The sequence below is a fragment of the Nocardia sp. CDC160 genome (genome assembly GCF_035818795.1).
Lineage (GTDB): Bacteria > Actinomycetota > Actinomycetes > Mycobacteriales > Mycobacteriaceae > Nocardia.
The window spans coordinates 353778-373324 of the sequence record NZ_JAYKYT010000006.1 but is presented as its reverse complement, the minus strand read 5'-3'; the positions used below and the strand labels follow the sequence as shown (position 1 = coordinate 373324).

Sequence of the window (19547 nt, the reverse complement as noted above, 5' to 3'; positions counted from 1 at the left end):
GCCTTGGAACTCTCTATCGATTTCCTTGCAGACGTATGAGATGTCTCCGTTAGCGACGAACGGGCCTACAGCGGCAACCCCGGCCACCACGTGTCGACGAGGGCTTGGGCGTCCGGCTGGGCGAAGGCCGCCAGGAAGCAGAAGTCCCGGCCGGTATTGGCATCGAAAGTGACGTCGAGGACACCGACCGTTGTGTTTCCTTCCGGAACGAAGAAGTGACCCCAGGTCATCCAACCGCTGCCCGATGGACGCGTCCATGACTGTGAACCGTCGGTAGTGTCGCCGTCCGACAGCGGTGTCGGCGTCCAGACGCTGCGATCGACATTGCAGGCGACCTTCAACTGATGCAGCGGATGCTTGTCGCCGTTGCACGCCAAGACGGCTATTCCGGTGGCGGGCACCGAAATATCGGCCGGGGAACTGTTCTCGGTGACCGCCGCGCAGCGGATGCCCTGAAATCCGGCGGCGTCCGGCGAGGTGGGTAGCAGGTCGGGGAACTTCTGTGCGATGAACGAGTAGCTGCCCCAGGTAGCCGCCGGTTTGGTGGTGGTGGTGGTCCCGGCGGTCCTCGAGATCGACGAGGCGGGCGTTGTGGCGGACGCCGATGCCGCCGATGTCGGATGTGCCGACTCACTGGAGGAATTCTGGTGCAACGCAACGGCGGTCGCCGTCACGATCGCGGTGACAATGCCCGCCGCTGCCGCCAGCTCGACCAGTCGCCGACGCCTCGATCGACGAGGCCGCGCGGCGGGAACCGGCATTGTCGTGAGGGCGGCCCGGGCGTCGGCCGCCAGCGCGCCGCAGGATGGGTACCGTCGGCCCGGATCCTTGTCCATGGCGCGGGCAATCACGGCGTCCAACGCCATCGGCAACTCGGGGCGGGCCGCGGTCGGGCGCGGCGGTGGCGCGGTCAGGTGCGCCTCGATGACCGCCTCGGGGGTGGGACGCGGGAACGGCACTGTCCCGGTGAGCAAGTGGTAGAGGGTGGCACCGAGGCCGTAGACGTCGGCACGGTGATCCGCGCGCTCACCCATGAGCTGTTCGGGCGCGGCGTAGGCGAGCGTCGCCAGCACCGTCCCGGCCGCGGTGAGCGCGGTGGAATCGGTGACGCTGCGGCCGATGCCGAAGTCGCTCACCAGTACTCGGTCCGGTCGGCCCGGTCGCGTATCGATGAGCAGGTTCGCGGGTTTCACGTCGCGGTGGATCATTCCGGCGCGGTGCGCCTCGTCCAGGCCGCGGGCGGCCTGTTCCACGATGTCCACGGCCCGCTCGGCGGCGAGTGGACCGTGGGCGAGCAGTGCCGCCGCGTCGCTGCCGGGCACGTATTGCATGGCGATCCAGAGCTGACCGTCGAACACGCCACGGTCGTGCACGGCAACGACATTCGGATGATTGATCCGCGCCGCCAGATCGGCCTCGCGCAGAAACCGCGCCCGGAACTCCGGATCGGCGCAGTGCTCGGCCGAGAGGACCTTCACCGCGTCCAGGCGTGGCAGGCGGGGGTGGCGCGCCACGTACACGGCACCCATTCCGCCCTCGGCGAGCAGATATTCGATCAGGTATCCGGCGAAGTCGGTGCCGGGCCGCAGGCGCCCGGTCATCCCCGCGACTCCGCTTTGACCAGGAGGGCGTACTGGGCGGCGATCCGCTGTTGGGCATCGGCCTGCGTGCGGCTGTAGACCTGCACGTCGTAGACCCCGTACAGCGCGCGGCAGGCGAACCTGACGTCGTACTGACCGCCTCCCACCCATTCACTGCATCGGACGTCCGGAATTGCCGCCGGTGCGGGTGCGGGGCGAATCCCCGGACTGTTCAATTCATCAGCGGTAGCGGCGAATTCCTTGCGCGCGGTGACGGCGTCGCGAAAGCGAGCCAGGAGATTCTGCCCGCGCAGCGCGATCACCATGCCGCCGGTATCGGGCCCGTCCGCCGCCCACTGCGCCCAGCGCTGAGACGCTCGCGGGCCGTAGACGACGCCGCTCGGCATCAGCCGTGCCTTCCAACCCGCGTCCTTGTCCGCGGCGATGGACAGCACCATCGGCCTCGGCCACACGCCGGGTGCCTCGGGGAGCATGCGGGCGAGCATGCCGTCCGAATCCAGTGGCAGCGAGGCGAAATCGCTGAGCGGCGTCGGCGTGAAGTCCCGCAATCTGCTCGCCTGTGCGGTGAGCGCACTGCGGGCCAGGGTGGTCAACGCGCCCAGATCGGTGCTGGGGTACCCGGCGAGCACCGTGATCACATAGGCGTCCTGTGCCTCGGTGGCGGCCAGCGTCGGTACGGTTGGCCGCCAATGGCCGTGCGCGCCAGGGTGATCCGGGATCGACACCGGCACATTGTCGGGGCTGACGGCGGCGTCCACGGCATCGATCGCCGCGGCCGCCTGCCGGGCCTGGTCCGCACTCGGAAAGCGGAGAATCATGACGGTCAGCAGCCGGGCATGGCCGACGGCGACGTAGGGGTCGATTTCGGCATCCGCGCCCGCGACCGAGAATCCGGCCAGCATGCCGTATTTGGCGAGGACGCCGCGCACCGGTTCCGACAGATACACCGCCTTCTCCGGCGAGGGGATCGGCACCGACGCGGCACTGCCCAAACGGTGCGTCAGGGTGGGATCGGCGTCCATCGGATCGATCACCGCCTCGCCCATCCGCACCGCCTCGAGGACGCGCCCGTCGGCGTCCGTGCCGGTCGGCGCGGCGGTGAAAGGTTCGGTGCTGTAGGGACCCACGTCCAGGGTCGCCGGGTTCACAGTGGCCGAGCGCGGGTGACCCGGCACCGCGCAGCCCGCGATCAATAGCGAGGTCGCCAGCGCGCCCGCGGCCAGCAGCCGAATCTTGGTGCCGCTCATACCGATACCCCCGGCCACCACCGGGTGTGCAGGTCGCTGCCGGAACCGTCGGCCTGGACCTTCCAGGAACAGAAGGATTCCTGCGGATTGTCGAAATAGACCTCGAGCTCGGCCATGGTCTTGTTGGTCATGGATTGGTAACTGCCCCACCGCAAATACCCTGTCCCGGTGGGTCGAGTCCAGATTTCCTCGCCTTCCACCGTGAAGGTCGCTGGCTTCGGTCGTATGGGCGACCGGTCGGCATTGCAGGTCAGAAACACATTCCACACGGGATTCCGATTACCCCAGCACCACAGACGACCCACCGGTGCCTGGTCGTAGAGCGACACGTCGTAGTCATCGGAATTGACGGCGTGACAGTTGTACAGCTCCTGGTAACCCACGCCGTCCACGGAGACCGGCAGCAGATTCGGGAAGGCATCGGCGACGTAGGCGTACGCGCCCCATAGCGCCGCCTTCAATTCGGGGGAGCGGCTGGTCGTGGTCGCCGGTGTAGGAGCGGGCGGAGCCGCGGACTGCTTCTTGCCGGGCAGCGCCCATACGGAAATCCCCACGGCCGCGGCCACGATCACCAGCGCCGCGACGGCGAGTAGCCCACGGTGCGGACGTCGTGGCGGCGGGGACGTGGTGACCGCCGCAGCCGTCGCCGCACGCGCGAGCGACTCGCAATCGGGATACCGTTCGGTGGGATCGGCCGCCGTCGCCCGCGCGACCACCGTGTCGAGTTCGGCAGGCAGCCAAGGATTCTGCGCCGATGGCGGCAGGCGGCGAGTCGGGTCCGGCCTGACCCCGGTGAGCATTTCCGACAGCAGGCAGCCCAGCGCGTATACCTCGGTGCGGTTGTCGCCGGGCGCTCCCGAGAGTTGCTCGGGTGCCGGATATGTCAGGGAGCTCGGCCCGTCGACGGCGGAATGCGCCGGATCGGGCCGGGCCACACCGTATCCGGTCAGTACCACCCGATCCGGTTCGCCGGGGCGTTCGGCCACAAGGACATCGGTGGGCTTCAGATCGCCGTGGCGCAGGCCGTTGTCGTGCAGTTCGTCGAGCCCCTTGGCCACCTCGCCGACAATGCGCACCGCGCGGGCCGGATCGAGGCCGCCGAGCCGGATCATCTCGGCCACATTCACGCCGTCGACATGCTGGCTGGCCAACCACAGCAGGCCATTGTGCTCGCCCGCGTCGCGGACCACCGCCAGGTTCGGATGACGTTGCCGCGCAGCCAGTTCCGCCGTCGCCAGGAAGCGCTCGCGGAAGCCGTCGTCGCCGCTGTAGCGGGGCAGCAGCACCGTCAGGTCGTCGACGCGGTCCAGTCGGGTGTGGCGGGCGAGAGCCGTGGTTCCCATCGAATTCGCGCCCAGTCGACGCTCGATGCGGTACTCGGCGAAGCTGGGTTCGACGGGTTCGCTCATCGGGCGCTCCTTTCCCGGGGGACGCGGTCACAGGGGCGCATCACGCCACCAGCGGTTGTACAGATCGTCGCCGGAGCTGCCGCCCCACACCGTGAGCAGGCAGAAATTCCTTGCCAGGTCCTCGAATTGGATCTGGAGAAAGCCATCGGTTCCACTCTCGTCGTTCGGTCCGGTCGACACCCGAATCTGTCCCTGGCCCGAGGTCCGCTGCCACTGTTCGGTCCGCAGCACCGTGGCCTCGCTGTCGGGTCCCGGCATCTCCCTGGGTGTTCGATTCACCCGGCAGCCGATCGATAGCAGGTTGACCGGGTTGCGGTTCCCCTCGCACTCGAGACCCGCGGTTCTGCCCAGCGGTGCCGTCAGCGCGATCCGATCGCCCTCATCGTTGACAGGGTGGCAGCGCAGCCCCTGATAGCCGCTGGCGATTGGGGCCGAGGGCAGCAGGGTAGGGAAGGCCTGCACCACGAACTGGTAAGCGCCCCAGGTCACCGAGCTGCCACTCGCTGAGGGGGTGCTCGGCGCGGGGGAGGTGGAGCTCGTCACGGGCGATGCCGCGGGTGCGTTCGAATCGTGGGTCAGCACAACGATTCCGGCCGTTGCCACGACCACACAAGCACCGACCGCGCCCGCGGCGAACCGCCACCGCGGAGATCTCCGGCGCGGAGTCGACCGCTGCGGGGCGGAATTCGGTCGACGCCACCGTGCCCGCTGGGTGCGAAGTCGGGCGGTGGCATTGGTGGGCTGGGTGGCCGGGCTCGCTGGCTCCAGCGCGTGCGCCGCTGCCGACGCGAGGTCATCGCACGAGCCGAATCGATCCGCGGGACGCTTCGCCATCGCCCGCGCGATCACCTCGTCGATCGCGGCGGGCAGCGCCGGATTCACCGCGCTGGGGCGCGGCGGCGGCTCCATCAGATGGGCCTGCATGACCGCCGCGATATTCGTGTGCGGGAAAGGCTTCGCCCCGGTGAGCAATTCATACAGCGTGGCCCCGAGGGCGTAGACGTCGGCCCGGTGGTCGAGGGTGACGGAGCTCAGCTGCTCGGGTGCGGCATAGGCCACGGTCGCCAGCACCGAGCCGTCCGTGGTGAGCGGAGTCGCGCCCGCGATGCCCCGGGCGATGCCGAAATCGGAGACATAAACGCGTTCGGGCTGGTCTGGTCTCGGTTCGAGCAGCAGGTTGGCCGGTTTGACGTCGCGATGCAGCATGCCCGCCCGATGCGCCTCGTCGAGCCCGCGAGCGGCCTGAGCGAGGATGTGCAGCGCCTGTCGCGGCGGCACACCGCCGGGGTGGCGGCGGATCAAGGTCGCGGCATCGAACCCGTCGACGAACTGCATGGCGATCCACAGGCATCCATTGGTCTCGCCCCGATCGCGGACCGCGACGATGTTCGGATGGTCCAGGCGCGCGGCCAATTCCGCCTCCCGGCCGAATCTCGCCCGATACTCGGGATCGTCGCTGAAGCCGCTGGGCAGCACCTTCAATGCCTCGAAGCGCGGTAGGCGGGGGTGCCGGGCCAAATAGACGGTGCCCATGCCACCTCGGCCGAGGACACGCTCGATCCGGTAACCGGCGAAAAGCGTGCCCGGGGGCAGAAGTTCATCGGAAGCCACCGCTAGCCCCCGTTCACCAACAGGCCGTACTGCGCGGCGGACCGCTGCCGCACGCCGGTCGCATTGCGGGCCATGACCAGGCCGGTATAGCGCCCGTACTGGAATCGGCAGAGGAAGGCACTCATGCCGGGCTTGTCGGGGTTGAGGTTCTGGTAGCAGCTGACATCCGAAGTACCGAGGGGCGGGTCGATCGGCCGCAGCGTGGTGTCCGCTGCGGCGGCGGCACGAACCTTCTCGATCTGCCGGTGCGCCGTGACGGGGTCCGAGTACCGAACCAGCGCGTCGAAGCCATTGGTGATCATTGCCTCCGGCTGCGAACCGGCCTTCCGCCTCTGGGGCCCGAAGAACAGCATGGTGGCCCTTGGGCCGTAGGAGAATCCGGTGCCGACCAGCGATGCATCCCAAGAGGCCGCGGACTGCAACGCGGCGGACACGACGCCCGGGTACGACCAGCGGTCGGGCGCGTCGGGAACCATCAGCCGCACCATGTGGTCAGGGTCGAGCGGCAGCGCGGCGAGGCGGTCCTGCGGGGTGGGCTCGAAGCTCCGCAGTCGCGGCGCCTGCGCGTCGAATGCCTTGCGCGCCAACCCGGTCATGGCGGCGAGATCGGGGGAGGTGTGGCCGATCAGCAGGTTGATGACGTAGACGTCCTGTGCGAGCGTGGCGGCCATGGTCGGCACGCTCGGACGCCAATGTGCGTGCGCCTGGGCGTAATCCGGGATGGTGACCGCCGCGTTCTCCGGATTGAGCGCGGCGTCGGCCGTATCGATTTCGGCCGCCGCCTGCTGGGCGGCCGCCGCGTCGGGGAAGCGCATCACCAGGGCGAGGAGGACCCGGCCCTTCCCGACCTCCACACCGCGCGGGCCGGGGGCGACGTCACTGCCGCCGACCAGGCAACCAGCGAGCATGCCGTGTCGTTCGAGCACCGGACGCACGGATTGGGCCAGCACCAACGTCGCCGAGGCCGGAGTGGGTACCGGTGCGATCGTGACGCTGCTCGGGGCATTGATCAGCGCGGCATCGACCTCGCTGGGGTCCAGCATCGCCTCGGCCAGCCGGGCCGACTCCAACACCCGGCCTGTCGTCTCGTTGCCCGCGGGCGGTTCGAGTGGGACGACACTGTATCGCCCGGTATCCAATCCGGCCGTATCCGGTCGGTGCGCGATCGGCTTGCCGTCGATCGTGCAGGACGCCAGCAGCAGCGCGGCCGCCAGCGCGGCCGCGACCCGGGCCAGCGTTTTCGTCGTTCTCGTCATCGTCTCCACGTCGGGCCGTTCTAAATCGGTGCACCGGGCCACCAGGTGGCACGCAGATCCGCGCCGCTGGCGGATGTTCCGACCACCTGGATACGGCAGAAGTTCCGGTCGGCATGGTCGAAGTACACCTCCAGCACGCCCGTGGTCAGGCCGTCGAGACTGGAGCCGCTATTGATGAAAGTGGTGTGACCCCAGAACAAATGACCCGACCCCGAAGGGCGGGACCATGCCTCGTCGCCTTCGGGGAAGTTGGCCAGGGCGACACCCGGCAGGATCGGGGTGCGGTCGGCATTGCAGTCGATCTCCAGATCGATCACCGGGTCGCGATTGCCCAGGCAGAACAGCGTTCCGACCGGAAGTGAGGTGTCGTAAGCGACCGTGTTGGACTTCGAATCCTGCGGCTGGCAGCCCGACAAGTCCTGGTATCCGGCCCCGTAGGGGAATCCGGGCAGCAGGTCGGGGAACGCCTCGGCGATATACGCGTAGGCGCCCCACTGCGAGCCGTCCACCGAGCCGGTCACCGGGAGGTGCTTCGGCTTGGCCTGCGATGAGGTCGAGCGCGAGGACAATCCGACGATGGTGGCCGCCACCGCGACCAAGATTACCAGGGCCGCGGCGACCAGCAGCGGCACCCGGCGACGCGGGCCGCTGGCGGCGAGCGCGGCGCGCGCTGCCGCCGCGAGTTCGCCGCACGTGTCGAACCGGTCGGCAGGATCCTTCGCCATCGCGGTCGCGATCACCGCGTCGAATTCCCTTGGTACCCGTGGGTTCACGGTCGACGGCCGCGGCGGCGGCTCGTACAGGTGCGCGTACATCACCGAACCGGCGCTGGTGCGCGGGAAGGGCAGCGAGCCGGTCAGCATCTGGTACAGCGTGCAGCCCAGGGCGTAGACATCCGTTCGGTGATCGACCGGGCCGTCGCCGAATTGCTCGGGCGCGGCGTAGGCGAGCGTGGTGGCGGGACCGCTGGGGGCGGAGGTACTGGGGGCGGTGTCCCGGGCCGAGGTGGCGGTGTCTCCGGCGGCGCGCGCGACACCGAAATCGGTGACCAGCACGCGATCCGAGCCGTCCGCCTGGGAGGCGAGCAGGATGTTGGCCGGTTTCACATCGAGGTGTAGCAGGCCCGCGCGGTGGATCTCGTCCAATCCCGCTGCCGCGTCGCCGAGAATCCGCACCGCGCGCTCGACCGTCAGCACCTGCGGGCCGCGGCGGATCAGTCCGGCCAGGTCGCCGCCGTCGATGTACTGCATGGCGATCCACAACCGGCCGTCGTGCTCGCCGCGATCGTGCACGGTGACCAGGTTCGGATGTTGGAGCCGCGCGGCCAGTTCCGCCTCGCGCAGGAAGCGGGCATGGAATTCCGACCCGCCGTCGTGGCGATCGTCGAGCACCTTGAGCGCATCCCACCGCGGCAATCGCGGGTGCTGCGCCAGGTACACCGTGCCCATGCCCCCGCTGCCCAGCCGCCGCACGATGCGATAACCGGCGACCAGCACGCCGTCGGCCACATCCATCAGGCTTCCTCCCCCGATTCAGCCCCCGACATCCTCGAAACTCCACTCGACCGGCCACACGCCCGCGCCCCATCATCGCCGACCGCGATCAACGCCGGATTGGTGCTGAATACTAACGGCTGGTGAGAGTCTCGAAAAGGGTTGCCGGGGAATATATTCGGCGGCCACTTCGCGCTTATCCCACGTCTATCGAGCGACTATCGGTGCTCGAGGTGCCGACGTACGGTGTCGATGGGGGTTCGCGGATTGGCGAACCGGGGTGTTGGGAGACTGCGATGGGAGTCGTGGATCAGTATCGGCGTGATGCCGAGGCCGGGAGCGTCGCCGCGATGTATCTGCTCGGCCTGACACTGCACGATCAGGGTGAGACGACCGAAGGGCTGATCTGGTTGCGGCGGGCCGCGACCAGAGGTCAGCGGGACGCGATGGTCGCGCTCGGCGAGATACTGCGGCGGCAGGGGCAGACCGAGGCGGCCGAGAAATGGTTCCAGCGGGCCGCGCACACCGTCAATGCCGGTCCGCCGCTGTGGATCCCGACACAGCCCGGGCAGGGGCTGCCCTATGCGCCACCACCGCCGCGGTTGACGAGCATGCCCAGACCGGTGCGGGTCGCGCAGATACTCACGCTCGTGCTGGCCGGGTTCGGGGTGTGCTTCTTCCTCTACTTCCTCGCCAGCGGTGACAGCTATATCGCCGGGGCCTACCTGTTCATGCTGATACCGGTGCTGTGTGCGGCGGTCGCCGTCCTGTTCTTCGGGCAGGCGCGCAACGGGGCCAGGATCACCACCATGGTGTTCGCCGGATTGACGATATTCATGAACGTGCTCGGCGCCCTGGGCGGCGGGCAAGGCGGAATATTCGCCATCCTGTGGGGCATCACCGTCATTGTCCTACTGTCCCTGGATGTTTCGGGTCGATGGTTCCGCGGCTGATCCTTGCGGGAGCGCCGCTGCACCCGGCGGTCATTGCGGCCTTGCGCGCGGCAGCCGCCGACGCCGGGTCGCGTCCGATCGATACGCGTGATCTGCTGGTGGCCTTGATGCATGCCGACCAGAGCGGTGAGTGGTCGCGAATCTGGCTGCATACCGGGGATATCGACGCGATCGCGGGCACCGTGGCCGTCGATCCCGAGCCCGCGAGTTCGGCGGTGTGGGAAGGGGTTCCGGCCACCGACACCTGCGCGATCGCACTCGACGTCAGCGGGAGGCTGGCCTTCCGCTACAACCTGTGGCCGATTCCGGTCGGGCTCATCGCGCAAGCCTGGATCGGCAGAATGCTGAATCGCGACCACGACTCGGCGGCGCCGCCGTCCACGACGACGTCCGCGACCGCCACCGCCGTCCCGCTCCAGGTCGGCACGGCCGCCCCGGACGGGTCGCGGCTCGATATCCACGTCCCCGCGGGAACCGAACTGGCCGAGGCACAATGGCCCGACGGCTGCGCGCTGCTCACCGACGTGGAACTGCGTGCCGTCCTACCCCAGGCCATCGGTTTCACCCGCGATCCGAGGGCGCTCCAACTCATCGGTCTCGACCTCACCAATGGCCCCGTCGACATGCGCAAGGGCTACATCCCGCGCGCCGGATGCAATTTCGGTTTCCAACTGCCGCCGCCACTGCAACCGAATTCGATGTCGACCGGTGAAACCACCAGTGTGACCGTCATGATGCTGGGAATCGTCGACGCATCGCTGACCGACGAACTGTACGAAAAGGACCGCGAAATCTTCGTCGACCGCGTCATGACGGACATCGGCGACGCCTGGGGGGCCGACGCCTGCTACACCTGGCACAGTCGAGGCGACAACACAGGTGCCGATTCCCGCGTCGTCTGCCGAAAGGGGCAGTACTACTTCGACCTCGGACTCGACGCCTTCACCCTGTCGAAATTCCAAGGCGGCGCAACGAATTTCGCCAGAATCCTCGCCGAACTGGTCAAAACCATCTCGAGCAGGTTGAACTGCGCAGGAGTCGGGTCGACAGGTGCGGACAGCGCGCTACCTCAGATCGTCGCCACGTTCGCGGCGGAGGCGAGCTGAACGCGGTCAGATGTGGGCAACCCTTCGCCCGGTAAGCAGCGTAAGTCGGACTTCAGACTGGTAGGTGCCTCGGCTCCATTCGAGCCCACAGTGACATAGCGACTGGCGATCGCATGTCCTATTGCGATTGCCGCCAACGCGGCCGCCGCGAGCATGGCGAGCGCAACCACAACAATGCCGATTCGACGTGCGATCGAGGACTTTCGCGGTCGAAGTGCGCGGCGATCGGTATCCGGTACCCGTACGGCCTCGGGAACTCGCTGTCCTGGTGAACTTTCAGCGATCGGCAATGTACGGTGTGGTGATGATACCGGTGCGATAACAGTCGCCGGGGCGGATGCGAGCGCATCAACCGCAGCCGTGGCGAGGTCGGTGCACGAGCCGTATCGGTCATTCGGATCCTTGGCCAGGGCAGTAGCGATCAGATCGTCCAATGCGGCAGGCAGGCCCGAATGTACTGCGCTGGGCGCCGGTGGCACCGCCGTTAGGTGAGCGGCGATGACAGCGGCTTGATCAGCGCGCGGGAAAGGTACCTGCCCAGTTAGCAACTGATAGAACGTGCACCCTAGCGAGTAGATGTCGGCGCGGTGATCGCTCGGCCCGCCTTGAAAGCGTTCGGGGGCGGCGTATGCAAGCGTCGCGGCCACGCCGGACAGGGTATACGTATCGTCCAGGGTGCGTGCGATTCCGAAATCTGTCAGCACGGCTCGTTCTCCGTGATGCAGAATGTCCTGATCAATCAAGAGATTCGCGGGCTTCATATCGCGGTGCAGGATGCCACGTGCGTGAGCGAAGTCCAGTGCGTGCGCGGCATCAGTGATCAGGCGAACGGCTCGATACGGATCCAGCCCCTGCGGTTCCGCGGCAAGCAGCGAATTCGCGTCGCCGCCTTCGACGTACCGCATCGCCAACCAGAGTAACCCGCTGTCTGATTCGCTACGGTCGTAGACGTGCACGATGTTGGGATGATCGAGCCGAGCAGCGAGCTTGGCCTCGCGATCGAACGCCGCACGTGCCTTCGAATCGCTGGAGAGGGCCTCGTTCAGGACCTTCAGAGCGACAAGGCGTTCCAGCCTTGGGTGCCGGGCTCGATACACCGCACCCATGCCACCCGTGCCAAGGAGCCGTTCTACGACGAACCCCGCGACGACCGTCCCCTCCCGCAAAGCCATGTTGATTCCCAAGCCCCTCTTCCCGTGAACGCGGTCGCCGTGCTCACGATCGTGTAGCACAGTCCATCCAACCGCAAAGCGTGACATCCCTGCGTAAAGGTTGTCGACGCGCCACCGTCGAGTCATGGGCATTACTGCGACGATCATTGGGTTCGCTGCAGTCAGACTGGAACAACCCTCAGGACATATGCCCGAATGCGCCGATGACTAGAAGAACGACACCGCCTATGCCTTGCACGTACGGGAGAAACGGGAGTGGGATGAAGAAGAGTGTTGAAACCGGTTGCTGCACCATCGGTTGACCGGTCTGCTCATCGATGGGCTGCACCCACGTGTATTTCTGCGTTCTTCCCCATTGGTCCACTATTGGGGTGGCAAGTTCTCGTTGCACCCATACGGGCGTTGGTTTGTCGATGATTTTGCCGACGGTCAGTTTGACGACTACCCACATCAAAACCGCCGACAGGATGAAACCGCAACCCAGTGGAATCTGCGCTTGCGTACCCGTGTAGGGACCCCCGAAAGGCACGTCGGGATAAATAAGAGCCGCAATACAGAAGCCAAAAATGGCGCCAATTCCGACGAATGGTAGAGCTAGAATTCCCCACCTGGTCCAGACGATCATGTTTCCTCCCCGAGTCATGTCGAATCGACTGTGGCGCAGACTATAGACCAGGCCGCCGAGGTCGTCTACTTGATTCCGGCGGAGTTGCGGTGGCATGCGGGATCCTGGGCACGAGGTAAAAATCGTTCAAGACTGGGCATTCCTCAACCTGTATTGTTTCGGCGAACCTGGGGACCATTCAGTAACCTTGGCGCCGTGCGTCTATCGACTCGACTGTTGCCAATGCTGAACGTGATCGTGGTGGGCTGGTTGCTCGCGACGGGATTCGGGGCCCCGGCGGCCACCGCGGAGCCGGTACCGTCGCGGTTGATCACCGTCGCGCAGTCGGGCGTGCTGCGCGTGTGTACTACCGGCGACTACCCGCCCTACACCTTGCGTGCGGACGACGGCACCTACGCCGGTGTGGACATTACTCTTGCCACCGATCTCGCGGCCGCGTTGCACGCTGTGCCGCAATGGATTCCGACAACTTGGGCGAGCCTGGCCGATGACTTCGTCGCGAAGTGTGATGTGGCCGTCGGCGGAATCTCCGATACGGCCGACCGCCGCCGCATCGCCGACTTCTCGACCCCGATCTCCGTCGACGGCAAGACACCGGTCACCCGACGCGACGACGGCGACGCGTACTCCACCATCGCGGAAATCAACCAGCCGGGCGTCCGGGTCATCGTGAATCCCGGTGGCACCAACGAGAAATTCGCCCGCGCCAACTTCCCCGACGCTCAGCTGATCGTCTGGCCCGACAACCTCACCATCTACGACCAGCTGGAACAGGGCAACGCCGACGTCTTCGTCACCGACTCCGTCGAAGGCCGCTACCGCGCACGCACCCACCCCGCCCTCCAGGTCCTCCACCCCGACCACCCCTTCGACTCCGCCGCCAAGGCCTACCTCCTCCCTCGCGGAGACCTCCCCTTCAACACCGTCGTCAACGCCTGGCTGCAAACCCAACTCGCCGCCGACAGACCCACCCAACTCCTCGACACCTGGATCGGCTGACCGCGCACCATCACGAACCCGTGGCTGTGACCACGCGATGGGGAAATTCTGTTGCGTTGCCGGGGAGGGTGCCGCGATCGTGTGGGACATGGACGTGATCGTGGAAGATCCTGCGCGGCTCGGGGTTACGGTCCTGCGGGACGGGCGCGAATTGGCATGGGCCGAGTGGGGTCCGGTGGACGGACGGCCCGTGGTGTTCTGCCCCGGGGCGGGATGGGGACGATGGCTGGGTTTCGGGGATGGCATGCTGGCCGAGCTGGGGGTGCGGCTGATCTCGGTGGAGCGCCCCGGTCTGGGCGATTCCACCGCGGCACCCGGCCGCACGCTGCTCGACTGGTCAGATGACGTCGAGCAACTCGGCCTCGACCAACCCGCGGTAGTCGGTTTCTCCCAAGGCGCCCCGTTCGCCCTGGCCTGCGCCGCCCGTGGACTCACCTCGGCCGTGGCAATCGTGTCCGGCGGCGACGAACTCGCCTATCCCGGCACGGTTCTGCCGCCCGAGGTCCGACAACTGGTCGACCTCGCGGCAACCGACCCGACCACCGCCGAGACCGAATTCGCCCGTTTCGGCAACGCAGAAACCTTGTGGCGGTTGAGCATCGACGGCAGCGCCGAGGCAGACCGCGAAATCTACCTACAACCCCGTTTCGAGAGGTCATTCCGCCGCACTCTGGAAGCCGGATTCGCCCAGGGCCCCGCAGCCTACGCCCGCGACACGCTCCTACACTTCGCCCCCTGGCCATTCCGAGTCGAGGCCATCACCGGCACCGTGCACCTCTGGTACGGCGGCCACGACACCAACCCAACCCACTCCCCAGACCACGGCGCCACCCTAACCACCCGAATCCCAAACGCCATCCGCCACTACCTACCCGACGCCGGTGGCGCACTCCTATGGACCCATGCCCACCCAATCCTGACCCACCTACTCACGTGACGACGCACCGTACGACCCCGCTCGCTCAAGTTCGAGCCTGATACCGGTTGGGGCGCCAGTCAGTTGGCGCAGCAATGGGCCAATTCCTGCACAAACCGCTATCTCGCGACAGTTTCCTGCCAGTTCAGCCGCCATAGTGCAGGTTTTGGCCCATGATCAACTTGAGTTGGCTTCTCGTGGGCTGGTTTACGCAGTGCGTCGTTGAACCGCGGCCGCGCTCGGTCTTGTGGACGTCGGGCGGCGAGGGCATCGACGTGCCACCGTGGAGTCATGAGCATTGCTGTGGCGATCATTGGGCCCGCCATGGCTCTCGTGGGGGTGCTGGCGGGCCTCTGGGTCGGCGAACATCGTTGGAGGCGAGAGCAAGCGCGGCTGGACAGCGCGAAATTCAAAGGCCTGCAGCAGGACGCGTACCTGGAGTTGTGGGGTGTCGTCGAGGAGGTCCAACTCAAAATGCGTGCAGCCCTGGAGGAGCTCGGGCCCGAGACGTTCTCCGGTCTATTGACGGATGTCAACAGCTTCGTGATTCGCCATGGCGTGTACATCGAGGACTCCGACCGGCAACTGGTGTTGGAGTACCTGTTTTGGTTGAACGAGTATCTCCGGCTGTTGGCGAAGAGCCCACGTGGGCGCGAGCTGATCGAGCTCACTGCACCGCACGGCATCAGCGCGTGGGATTTCGGTGGGCGGCTCGAGCTGATCGGGGAACTCGAGAATCGAATCAACCGTCTGCGTGACCAGCTTCGAGAACGGATCAAGCAGATCGTAGGAGCCGAACCGAACCGCTCGTCGACCGTGCGGCCGTCGGCTGCCCTGCTGGTGCAGTTGCGGTCACTGGTCGAAGAGCTCGAAAGCGCCCGGAAAACATCGCCGATGCTGGAGCGAACGGATACACACGAGGAACCCGACATCGAGGTCGACTGGGACCCCAGCCGACCCACCAAGCCGATACGCCGTGAATCATCCTGAGGTGATCACTGTCGTTCGGATCAGGCCGGAAAGCAGAAAGGCCCGGCGGGGGCCGGGCCTGAACTGGGTGAACTTTGGTGCGCGATACTGGGATTGAACCAGTGACCTCTTCCGTGTCAGGGAAGCGCTCTCCCGCTGAGCTAATCGCGCGGGTCTTCATGCTCTTCAATGAAGAAGAGGCGGCGACGGGAATCGAACCCGTGTGCACGGCTTTGCAGGCCGTTGCCTCACCACTCGGCCACACCGCCAAGCAGGCCGTGTTGGCCTCTCGAGCGGATGACGGGATTCGAACCCGCGACCCTCACCTTGGCAAGGTGATGCGCTACCAGCTGCGCTACATCCGCATTTCGTCCCGGGCGCCTCTCGGCTGTCCCGCTGACGAGAGAGAACATTAGCCGACTAGCTGTGCAGGTAACAAATCGCCTGGTAGGAGGGGGTAAATATGAACCACACGGGTGTAGTTCGACCGTCCTGACGGGCGCAGCGCGAAGCCAGCCCGAAATCCCGAAGGGCGCCCACGCGGATACGGGCCGCCTCCATCCCACCCCGCCCCGGCCAATTACCCGTAGCGCGCGCCCAACCATCCGGTTAACCCCGCGCGACACGACAGACCCGCCCGTCACACCCCGATTTTCCGCCTTTACGCACGCGATTTGGTGTCATGAACGCGATCTGTGTAAAGTTCTCTCTCGTTCGGAGCGGCAAAAACGCCAGGAAGAACAGACCCGGTTCTATAGCTCAGCGGGAGAGCACTCGCCTCACACGCGAGGGGTCGCTGGTTCGATCCCAGCTAGAACCACTCGAGAAGCCGCAGGTCACAGACCTGCGGCTTCTTTGCTATCTGCAACCGGCCACGCTTGGCCGACCCGATCCGAACCAGGCGCGCCCGTGGCCGCCGCAGGACAGGTATTCGACCGGTCAGGACAGGCCCGTCGCCAAGGAGTTCCAGAACGCTGTTTCGTAATCGTGGAGCAGTCGCGCGGCCCGGGCGAGATCCGCGGGGGCCTCTCCGGCGGCGAGACCGGCCGCCACGACCTCCGTCGCCTGTGCGGCGAAATCCGGCGGGGAGTCCGCGAAGAAGGTGAAGAAGGCGATGGCTTCGTCGGTGAGTTCGTACCGTGCGCGCAGCGCGGAAGCTGTTCGCGCGCAGTAGTTTCCCCATTCCTCGAGGTTGGTCAGCATGGCGAGCGCCACCTCGGCCGCCGTCCCGAACAGAGCGCGCTGCGCGAGGTAGGCCGGATACGCCTGGGCGAGAGGCTGCGGTTCGTAGGCGTGGAGGTCCTTCTCGCCGAGTCCGAGCGCGGCGGCGAAGTCGTGCAGGAGCCGGAAGGCCTGCGCTTCGCCCTGTGCCAGAGTCAGAAAGAAGGCACCGGAGGGCGGTTCCGGATATCGGGCGGCCAGCAGGGCGAAACTGCGACGGTCGCTGTCCACGATGCGGTATTCCTCCCCGGCGAGCCAGGACAACCGCTCACGGGGGATCCGACCGCGTTCCAGCAGCTCCAGAAACCGATTCCCGCTCGCGCCGACCGAGACCTCCCCCCGCACGCGGCCAATCAACTCCTCAGCAGTGTGCGCGGCCATGAATCCAGCTCAGCACCAACCCCCGCCCACGTCAACGGCTGACGCCAACCTCAACCCGTTGTGCGAGTGGCGAATCGGGCATAGCGCGCGAGGTTGATGAATCGGCCCTCGACGAGCAATGCCGAGAGTAGTTTGCTCGAATATGGCTGAGCAGCCGAAGAATCCACACGACGCCTACTTTCGACATGTTATGTCCGAGGCGACCGCCGCGGCGGGGGAGATGCGGACCGTCCTACCGGAAGCCGTTGTAGCGCAGCTGGATTGGGATTACATGGAACTGCAGTCGTGCAGTTTCGTGCCGAAGGAGCTGCGGTCGCGCTACACCGACGTGCTGTATCGGACCCGTTGGAATGATCGCGACGCGTTCGTATTCATGCTGATCGAGCATCAGAGCAGCACGGACGAGTTGATGGCGTTCCGGATGCTCGAATACATGGTGGCAATTTGGAATCGCTATCTGCGGCGCAACCCGCACACGCGTCGGCTGCCGGTGGTGATCCCGGTGGTGGTGCACTGCGATCCACGCGGGCATCGCTGGAGCGCGCCCACCGAGCTGTCCGATCTGCTCGATATCGACCCGAACATGCGGTTGGCATTGGGTGAGTGTCTACCGCGGCTGCGATTTCTGTTGGACGACCTGGGAACGGCCGATGTGGCGGCCTTGCGGGCGCGGAAGCTCAGCGTGATGGCGAAGGTGCTGTTCGTGTCGTTGAAGATCGGCCCTGGCAATCCCCGGCTGGGCCACGATCTATTGCCGCTCGAGGGTGAGTTGCGTGTGTTGATCGAGGACTACCCGGGCGAATTCGACCAGGTGATGACGTATCTTTGGAGTGTCGGTAAGACCGATGTCGCTGGCTTTGCACCGTTGATCGACCGGCTCGGTCCGCGAGCGAAGGAGATCGTGATGACAACCGCTGAACAGTTCCGCACCGAAGGGCGCACCGAGGGGCGTACCGAAGGGCGGGCGGAGGCCTTGCTCGACCAGTTGGTGATCAAGTTCGGGGCGGTGAATGATCAGATTGTCGGGATGGTGCGTGGGGCCGAGGCGGAGCGGTTGCGGGTTTGGGGTGCCCGGGTGCTGACCGCAGAGACGATCGACGAGGTGTTCGCGGAGTAAGGAGCCGGTTCGAACCCAGCTAGGACGGCCAGAAGGTGGTGCGCCGACGAGCACTGCACACACGGCCGCGATGCGACTGCGACGCCGGTGCGGCCGCTCGAGTTCCGCTGGGGCGCTGGCTGATTCACTCGCCATGTTCGGCTCTGCTTTCCATCGTTCCACCTGGAACCGTAGGCGGCCAACGGTCCGCTCGTCTTGAACGATGTTTACCTGCGCGTACCGCATCCGGGGGCCCTGGCGCGGCGTGAGACCGGCGGTGAAAAACGTTCAATACACCGGGCTGGACCGCTCGTACAGTCACTGACGCACGATTCAGACGAAATCCACGAAGGAGAGCCCGATATGCAGTCCACCGCAAAGATTCTGGCCGCCGTGGTCGCCGTCGCGGGCGCGGTCACTGTCGCCGCCCCGGCCCTCGCCGCCCAACCGACCACCGTGCGCGATGACGGCGTGCGGGTGACGGGCGTGCGAGTGACCGGGGTGCGGGTGACCGAACTGCTGCCGACGAACAATGAGTGGGTGGTCCCGCCGCGCATCGGCGAACGCGTTCTCACCCTGCGCTGACCACGGAATCGACGACCCCGGCCCCGAGGTCGTGTCCGGCGACGAGCGCGCCTCGCACCGATTCGGTCGTGGTCGCGAAGGAGGTCGGCGTCGCCCCGGTGAATTCGATGAATTCGCGAATCAGGTGCGGTTGATCGGAATATCCACAGCCAATGGCGATTTCATCCCATCGAGCAGGTCGATGGCGCAGCCGCCGCAGCACGCGATCGAATCGGATCAATCGCGCGGCCGTCTTGGGCGGCAGCCCGACCTGCTGGGTGAATTTGGTGATCAAATGCTTGTGACTCCACCCGACATCGGAGGCGACCCGCCCGATGCGCTCACGACCATCGGTGGCCGCCAGGCGTGACCAGGCGTAGATCACCTCCGGCGCGGGCGACGGCGCATCGCCGAGGCGGCGCACCAGGAATTCATCGGCCAATGCGAACCGCCGCTCCCAGGTGGAGGCCGCCGCGGTCCGATCCCGCAAACGCATGATGTCGGAACCGAGCAGCTCGCTCGAATCGAGCAACTCACCTCGTATCTCGGCGGTCGGTTTGCGCAAGAGCCGGTACGTGCCCAGCGGCGAAAGCCAGATCACCAGGTTGCACCGGCAGGTGGCGTCCGGCACCGCCCGGTAGACGGCGTGATTGCCGTCGAGCAGGGTGCGAGGCGTGGAATCGGAGTCGTCGAGCTTCAACACGATGGCCACCGACGTGGTCGCGGGCAGCAGTAGCGGGCACGGCCCGCACGCCAGCGAATACCCGAAATAGTTGGACGCCAAAAACTTTCGTACAGACGGATGCGGCGTGCGTGCAATCCGGTAGTACTTGTCGCGAATAGGCGCGGCCGATCTGTTGACAGTAGTCATTCGCCCCCCCCAGGCCGAAATGCGGACGCCCCAAGCCTATCCCCGCGACTGTTAGGA

17 protein-coding genes and 4 tRNA genes are annotated in these 19547 nt (G+C 66.3%); 8 read left to right on the top strand and 13 right to left on the bottom strand.

The window, feature by feature from the left end; all coding sequences use genetic code 11:
* Positions 1–65: 65 nt before the first annotated feature.
* From VMT40_RS32855 to VMT40_RS32830, 6 genes are read right to left on the bottom strand one after another with little or no spacing between them, the layout of a single operon-like run.
* On the bottom strand, positions 66–1601 hold the full coding sequence (locus tag VMT40_RS32855) for a serine/threonine-protein kinase (RefSeq protein ID WP_326363215.1): 1536 nt from the start codon (positions 1599–1601) through the stop codon (positions 66–68).
* Positions 1598–2848: a DUF7373 family lipoprotein gene (locus VMT40_RS32850; RefSeq protein ID WP_326363214.1), complete on the bottom strand. Its 1251-nt coding sequence runs from the start codon at positions 2846–2848 to the stop codon at positions 1598–1600. Before VMT40_RS32850 ends, VMT40_RS32855 begins: the two co-directional genes overlap by 4 nt.
* A complete protein-coding gene (locus VMT40_RS32845; RefSeq protein WP_326363212.1) occupies positions 2845–4257 on the bottom strand; it encodes a serine/threonine-protein kinase in 1413 nt (470 codons plus the stop codon). Before VMT40_RS32845 ends, VMT40_RS32850 begins: the two co-directional genes overlap by 4 nt.
* A gap of 27 nt (positions 4258–4284) precedes the next feature.
* Positions 4285–5868, bottom strand: a complete 1584-nt coding sequence (locus VMT40_RS32840) for a serine/threonine-protein kinase (RefSeq protein WP_326363210.1) — start codon at positions 5866–5868, stop codon at positions 4285–4287.
* Between the two features lie 2 nt (positions 5869–5870).
* Positions 5871–7124, bottom strand: coding sequence for a DUF7373 family lipoprotein (locus tag VMT40_RS32835; protein WP_326363208.1), 1254 nt, complete (start codon positions 7122–7124; stop codon positions 5871–5873).
* 20 nt (positions 7125–7144) lie between these two features.
* Positions 7145–8638 carry a serine/threonine-protein kinase gene (locus tag VMT40_RS32830; RefSeq protein ID WP_326363207.1) on the bottom strand — a complete coding sequence of 498 codons (1494 nt, stop codon included), beginning with the start codon at positions 8636–8638 and terminating at the stop codon, positions 7145–7147.
* 275 nt (positions 8639–8913) lie between these two features.
* Between VMT40_RS32830 and VMT40_RS32825 the strand changes: the two genes are divergently transcribed.
* Together VMT40_RS32825 and VMT40_RS32820 are read left to right on the top strand one after the other, a co-directional pair.
* A complete protein-coding gene (locus VMT40_RS32825; protein WP_326363206.1) occupies positions 8914–9570 on the top strand; it encodes a tetratricopeptide repeat protein in 657 nt (218 codons plus the stop codon).
* Positions 9555–10676 carry a hypothetical protein gene (locus VMT40_RS32820; RefSeq protein WP_326363205.1) on the top strand — a complete coding sequence of 374 codons (1122 nt, stop codon included), beginning with the start codon at positions 9555–9557 and terminating at the stop codon, positions 10674–10676. Before VMT40_RS32825 ends, VMT40_RS32820 begins: the two co-directional genes overlap by 16 nt.
* On the opposite strand, the gene VMT40_RS32815 is transcribed toward VMT40_RS32820, so the two are convergent.
* Together VMT40_RS32815 and VMT40_RS32810 are read right to left on the bottom strand one after the other, a co-directional pair.
* Positions 10640–11848 (bottom strand): serine/threonine-protein kinase, encoded by a 1209-nt coding sequence (locus VMT40_RS32815; protein WP_326363203.1) that lies wholly within the window; start codon positions 11846–11848, stop codon positions 10640–10642. The two genes, VMT40_RS32820 and VMT40_RS32815, sit on opposite strands and share 37 nt — an antisense overlap.
* A gap of 178 nt (positions 11849–12026) precedes the next feature.
* Positions 12027–12473, bottom strand: a complete 447-nt coding sequence (locus VMT40_RS32810; RefSeq protein ID WP_326363201.1) for a hypothetical protein — start codon at positions 12471–12473, stop codon at positions 12027–12029.
* Positions 12474–12695: 222 nt separating this feature from the next.
* Here VMT40_RS32810 and VMT40_RS32805 point away from each other — a divergent pair, with 222 nt between their 5' ends.
* The 3 genes from VMT40_RS32805 to VMT40_RS32795 all read left to right on the top strand — a co-directional run bounded on the left by VMT40_RS32805 (position 12696) and on the right by VMT40_RS32795 (position 15378).
* Positions 12696–13472 carry a transporter substrate-binding domain-containing protein gene (locus tag VMT40_RS32805; RefSeq protein ID WP_326363200.1) on the top strand — a complete coding sequence of 259 codons (777 nt, stop codon included), beginning with the start codon at positions 12696–12698 and terminating at the stop codon, positions 13470–13472.
* 88 nt (positions 13473–13560) lie between these two features.
* Entirely contained in the window at positions 13561–14409 is an 849-nt protein-coding gene (locus VMT40_RS32800) for an alpha/beta fold hydrolase (RefSeq protein WP_326363198.1), read from the top strand.
* Positions 14410–14679: 270 nt separating this feature from the next.
* Complete coding sequence (locus tag VMT40_RS32795; RefSeq protein ID WP_326363197.1) at positions 14680–15378, top strand: hypothetical protein; 699 nt, start codon at positions 14680–14682, stop codon at positions 15376–15378.
* 75 nt (positions 15379–15453) lie between these two features.
* On the opposite strand, the gene VMT40_RS32790 is transcribed toward VMT40_RS32795, so the two are convergent.
* The 3 genes from VMT40_RS32790 to VMT40_RS32780 form a co-directional block, all read right to left on the bottom strand.
* Positions 15454–15528: transfer RNA gene (locus VMT40_RS32790), tRNA-Val, on the bottom strand.
* 27 nt (positions 15529–15555) lie between these two features.
* Positions 15556–15626, bottom strand: a tRNA-Cys gene (locus VMT40_RS32785).
* A 23-nt stretch (positions 15627–15649) separates the two neighbouring features.
* Positions 15650–15722: transfer RNA gene (locus VMT40_RS32780), tRNA-Gly, on the bottom strand.
* A gap of 383 nt (positions 15723–16105) precedes the next feature.
* Between VMT40_RS32780 and VMT40_RS32775 the strand changes: the two genes are divergently transcribed.
* A tRNA-Val gene (locus VMT40_RS32775) sits at positions 16106–16177 on the top strand.
* Positions 16178–16296: 119 nt separating this feature from the next.
* Here the strand turns inward: VMT40_RS32775 and VMT40_RS32770 are convergent.
* Positions 16297–16959, bottom strand: coding sequence for a hypothetical protein (locus tag VMT40_RS32770; RefSeq protein WP_326363195.1), 663 nt, complete (start codon positions 16957–16959; stop codon positions 16297–16299).
* 118 nt (positions 16960–17077) lie between these two features.
* Here VMT40_RS32770 and VMT40_RS32765 point away from each other — a divergent pair, with 118 nt between their 5' ends.
* Together VMT40_RS32765 and VMT40_RS32760 are read left to right on the top strand one after the other, a co-directional pair.
* Positions 17078–18076, top strand: a complete 999-nt coding sequence (locus VMT40_RS32765; protein WP_326363193.1) for an Rpn family recombination-promoting nuclease/putative transposase — start codon at positions 17078–17080, stop codon at positions 18074–18076.
* Between the two features lie 342 nt (positions 18077–18418).
* Entirely contained in the window at positions 18419–18640 is a 222-nt protein-coding gene (locus VMT40_RS32760) for a hypothetical protein (RefSeq protein ID WP_326363191.1), read from the top strand.
* Here VMT40_RS32760 and VMT40_RS32755 read toward each other — a convergent pair.
* Positions 18627–19490, bottom strand: a complete 864-nt coding sequence (locus VMT40_RS32755; RefSeq protein WP_326363189.1) for a helix-turn-helix domain-containing protein — start codon at positions 19488–19490, stop codon at positions 18627–18629. The two genes, VMT40_RS32760 and VMT40_RS32755, sit on opposite strands and share 14 nt — an antisense overlap.
* Positions 19491–19547: the final 57 nt, after the last annotated feature.

Coding starts and splice junctions, on each gene's coding strand:
- VMT40_RS32800 (WP_326363198.1), top strand. CDS start 13,561: ATGGACGTGATCGTGGAAGATCCTGCGCGGCTCGGGGTTACGGTCCTG.
- VMT40_RS32855 (WP_326363215.1), bottom strand. CDS start 1,601: ATGACCGGGCGCCTGCGGCCCGGCACCGACTTCGCCGGATACCTGATC.
- VMT40_RS32805 (WP_326363200.1), top strand. CDS start 12,696: ATGCTGAACGTGATCGTGGTGGGCTGGTTGCTCGCGACGGGATTCGGG.
- VMT40_RS32770 (WP_326363195.1), bottom strand. CDS start 16,959: ATGGCCGCGCACACTGCTGAGGAGTTGATTGGCCGCGTGCGGGGGGAG.
- VMT40_RS32760 (WP_326363191.1), top strand. CDS start 18,419: ATGCAGTCCACCGCAAAGATTCTGGCCGCCGTGGTCGCCGTCGCGGGC.
- VMT40_RS32830 (WP_326363207.1), bottom strand. CDS start 8,638: ATGGATGTGGCCGACGGCGTGCTGGTCGCCGGTTATCGCATCGTGCGG.
- VMT40_RS32845 (WP_326363212.1), bottom strand. CDS start 4,257: ATGAGCGAACCCGTCGAACCCAGCTTCGCCGAGTACCGCATCGAGCGT.
- VMT40_RS32825 (WP_326363206.1), top strand. CDS start 8,914: ATGGGAGTCGTGGATCAGTATCGGCGTGATGCCGAGGCCGGGAGCGTC.
- VMT40_RS32820 (WP_326363205.1), top strand. CDS start 9,555: ATGGTTCCGCGGCTGATCCTTGCGGGAGCGCCGCTGCACCCGGCGGTC.
- VMT40_RS32755 (WP_326363189.1), bottom strand. CDS start 19,490: ATGACTACTGTCAACAGATCGGCCGCGCCTATTCGCGACAAGTACTAC.
- VMT40_RS32810 (WP_326363201.1), bottom strand. CDS start 12,473: ATGATCGTCTGGACCAGGTGGGGAATTCTAGCTCTACCATTCGTCGGA.
- VMT40_RS32795 (WP_326363197.1), top strand. CDS start 14,680: ATGAGCATTGCTGTGGCGATCATTGGGCCCGCCATGGCTCTCGTGGGG.
- VMT40_RS32815 (WP_326363203.1), bottom strand. CDS start 11,848: ATGGCTTTGCGGGAGGGGACGGTCGTCGCGGGGTTCGTCGTAGAACGG.
- VMT40_RS32765 (WP_326363193.1), top strand. CDS start 17,078: ATGCCGAGAGTAGTTTGCTCGAATATGGCTGAGCAGCCGAAGAATCCA.
- VMT40_RS32835 (WP_326363208.1), bottom strand. CDS start 7,124: ATGACGAGAACGACGAAAACGCTGGCCCGGGTCGCGGCCGCGCTGGCG.
- VMT40_RS32850 (WP_326363214.1), bottom strand. CDS start 2,848: ATGAGCGGCACCAAGATTCGGCTGCTGGCCGCGGGCGCGCTGGCGACC.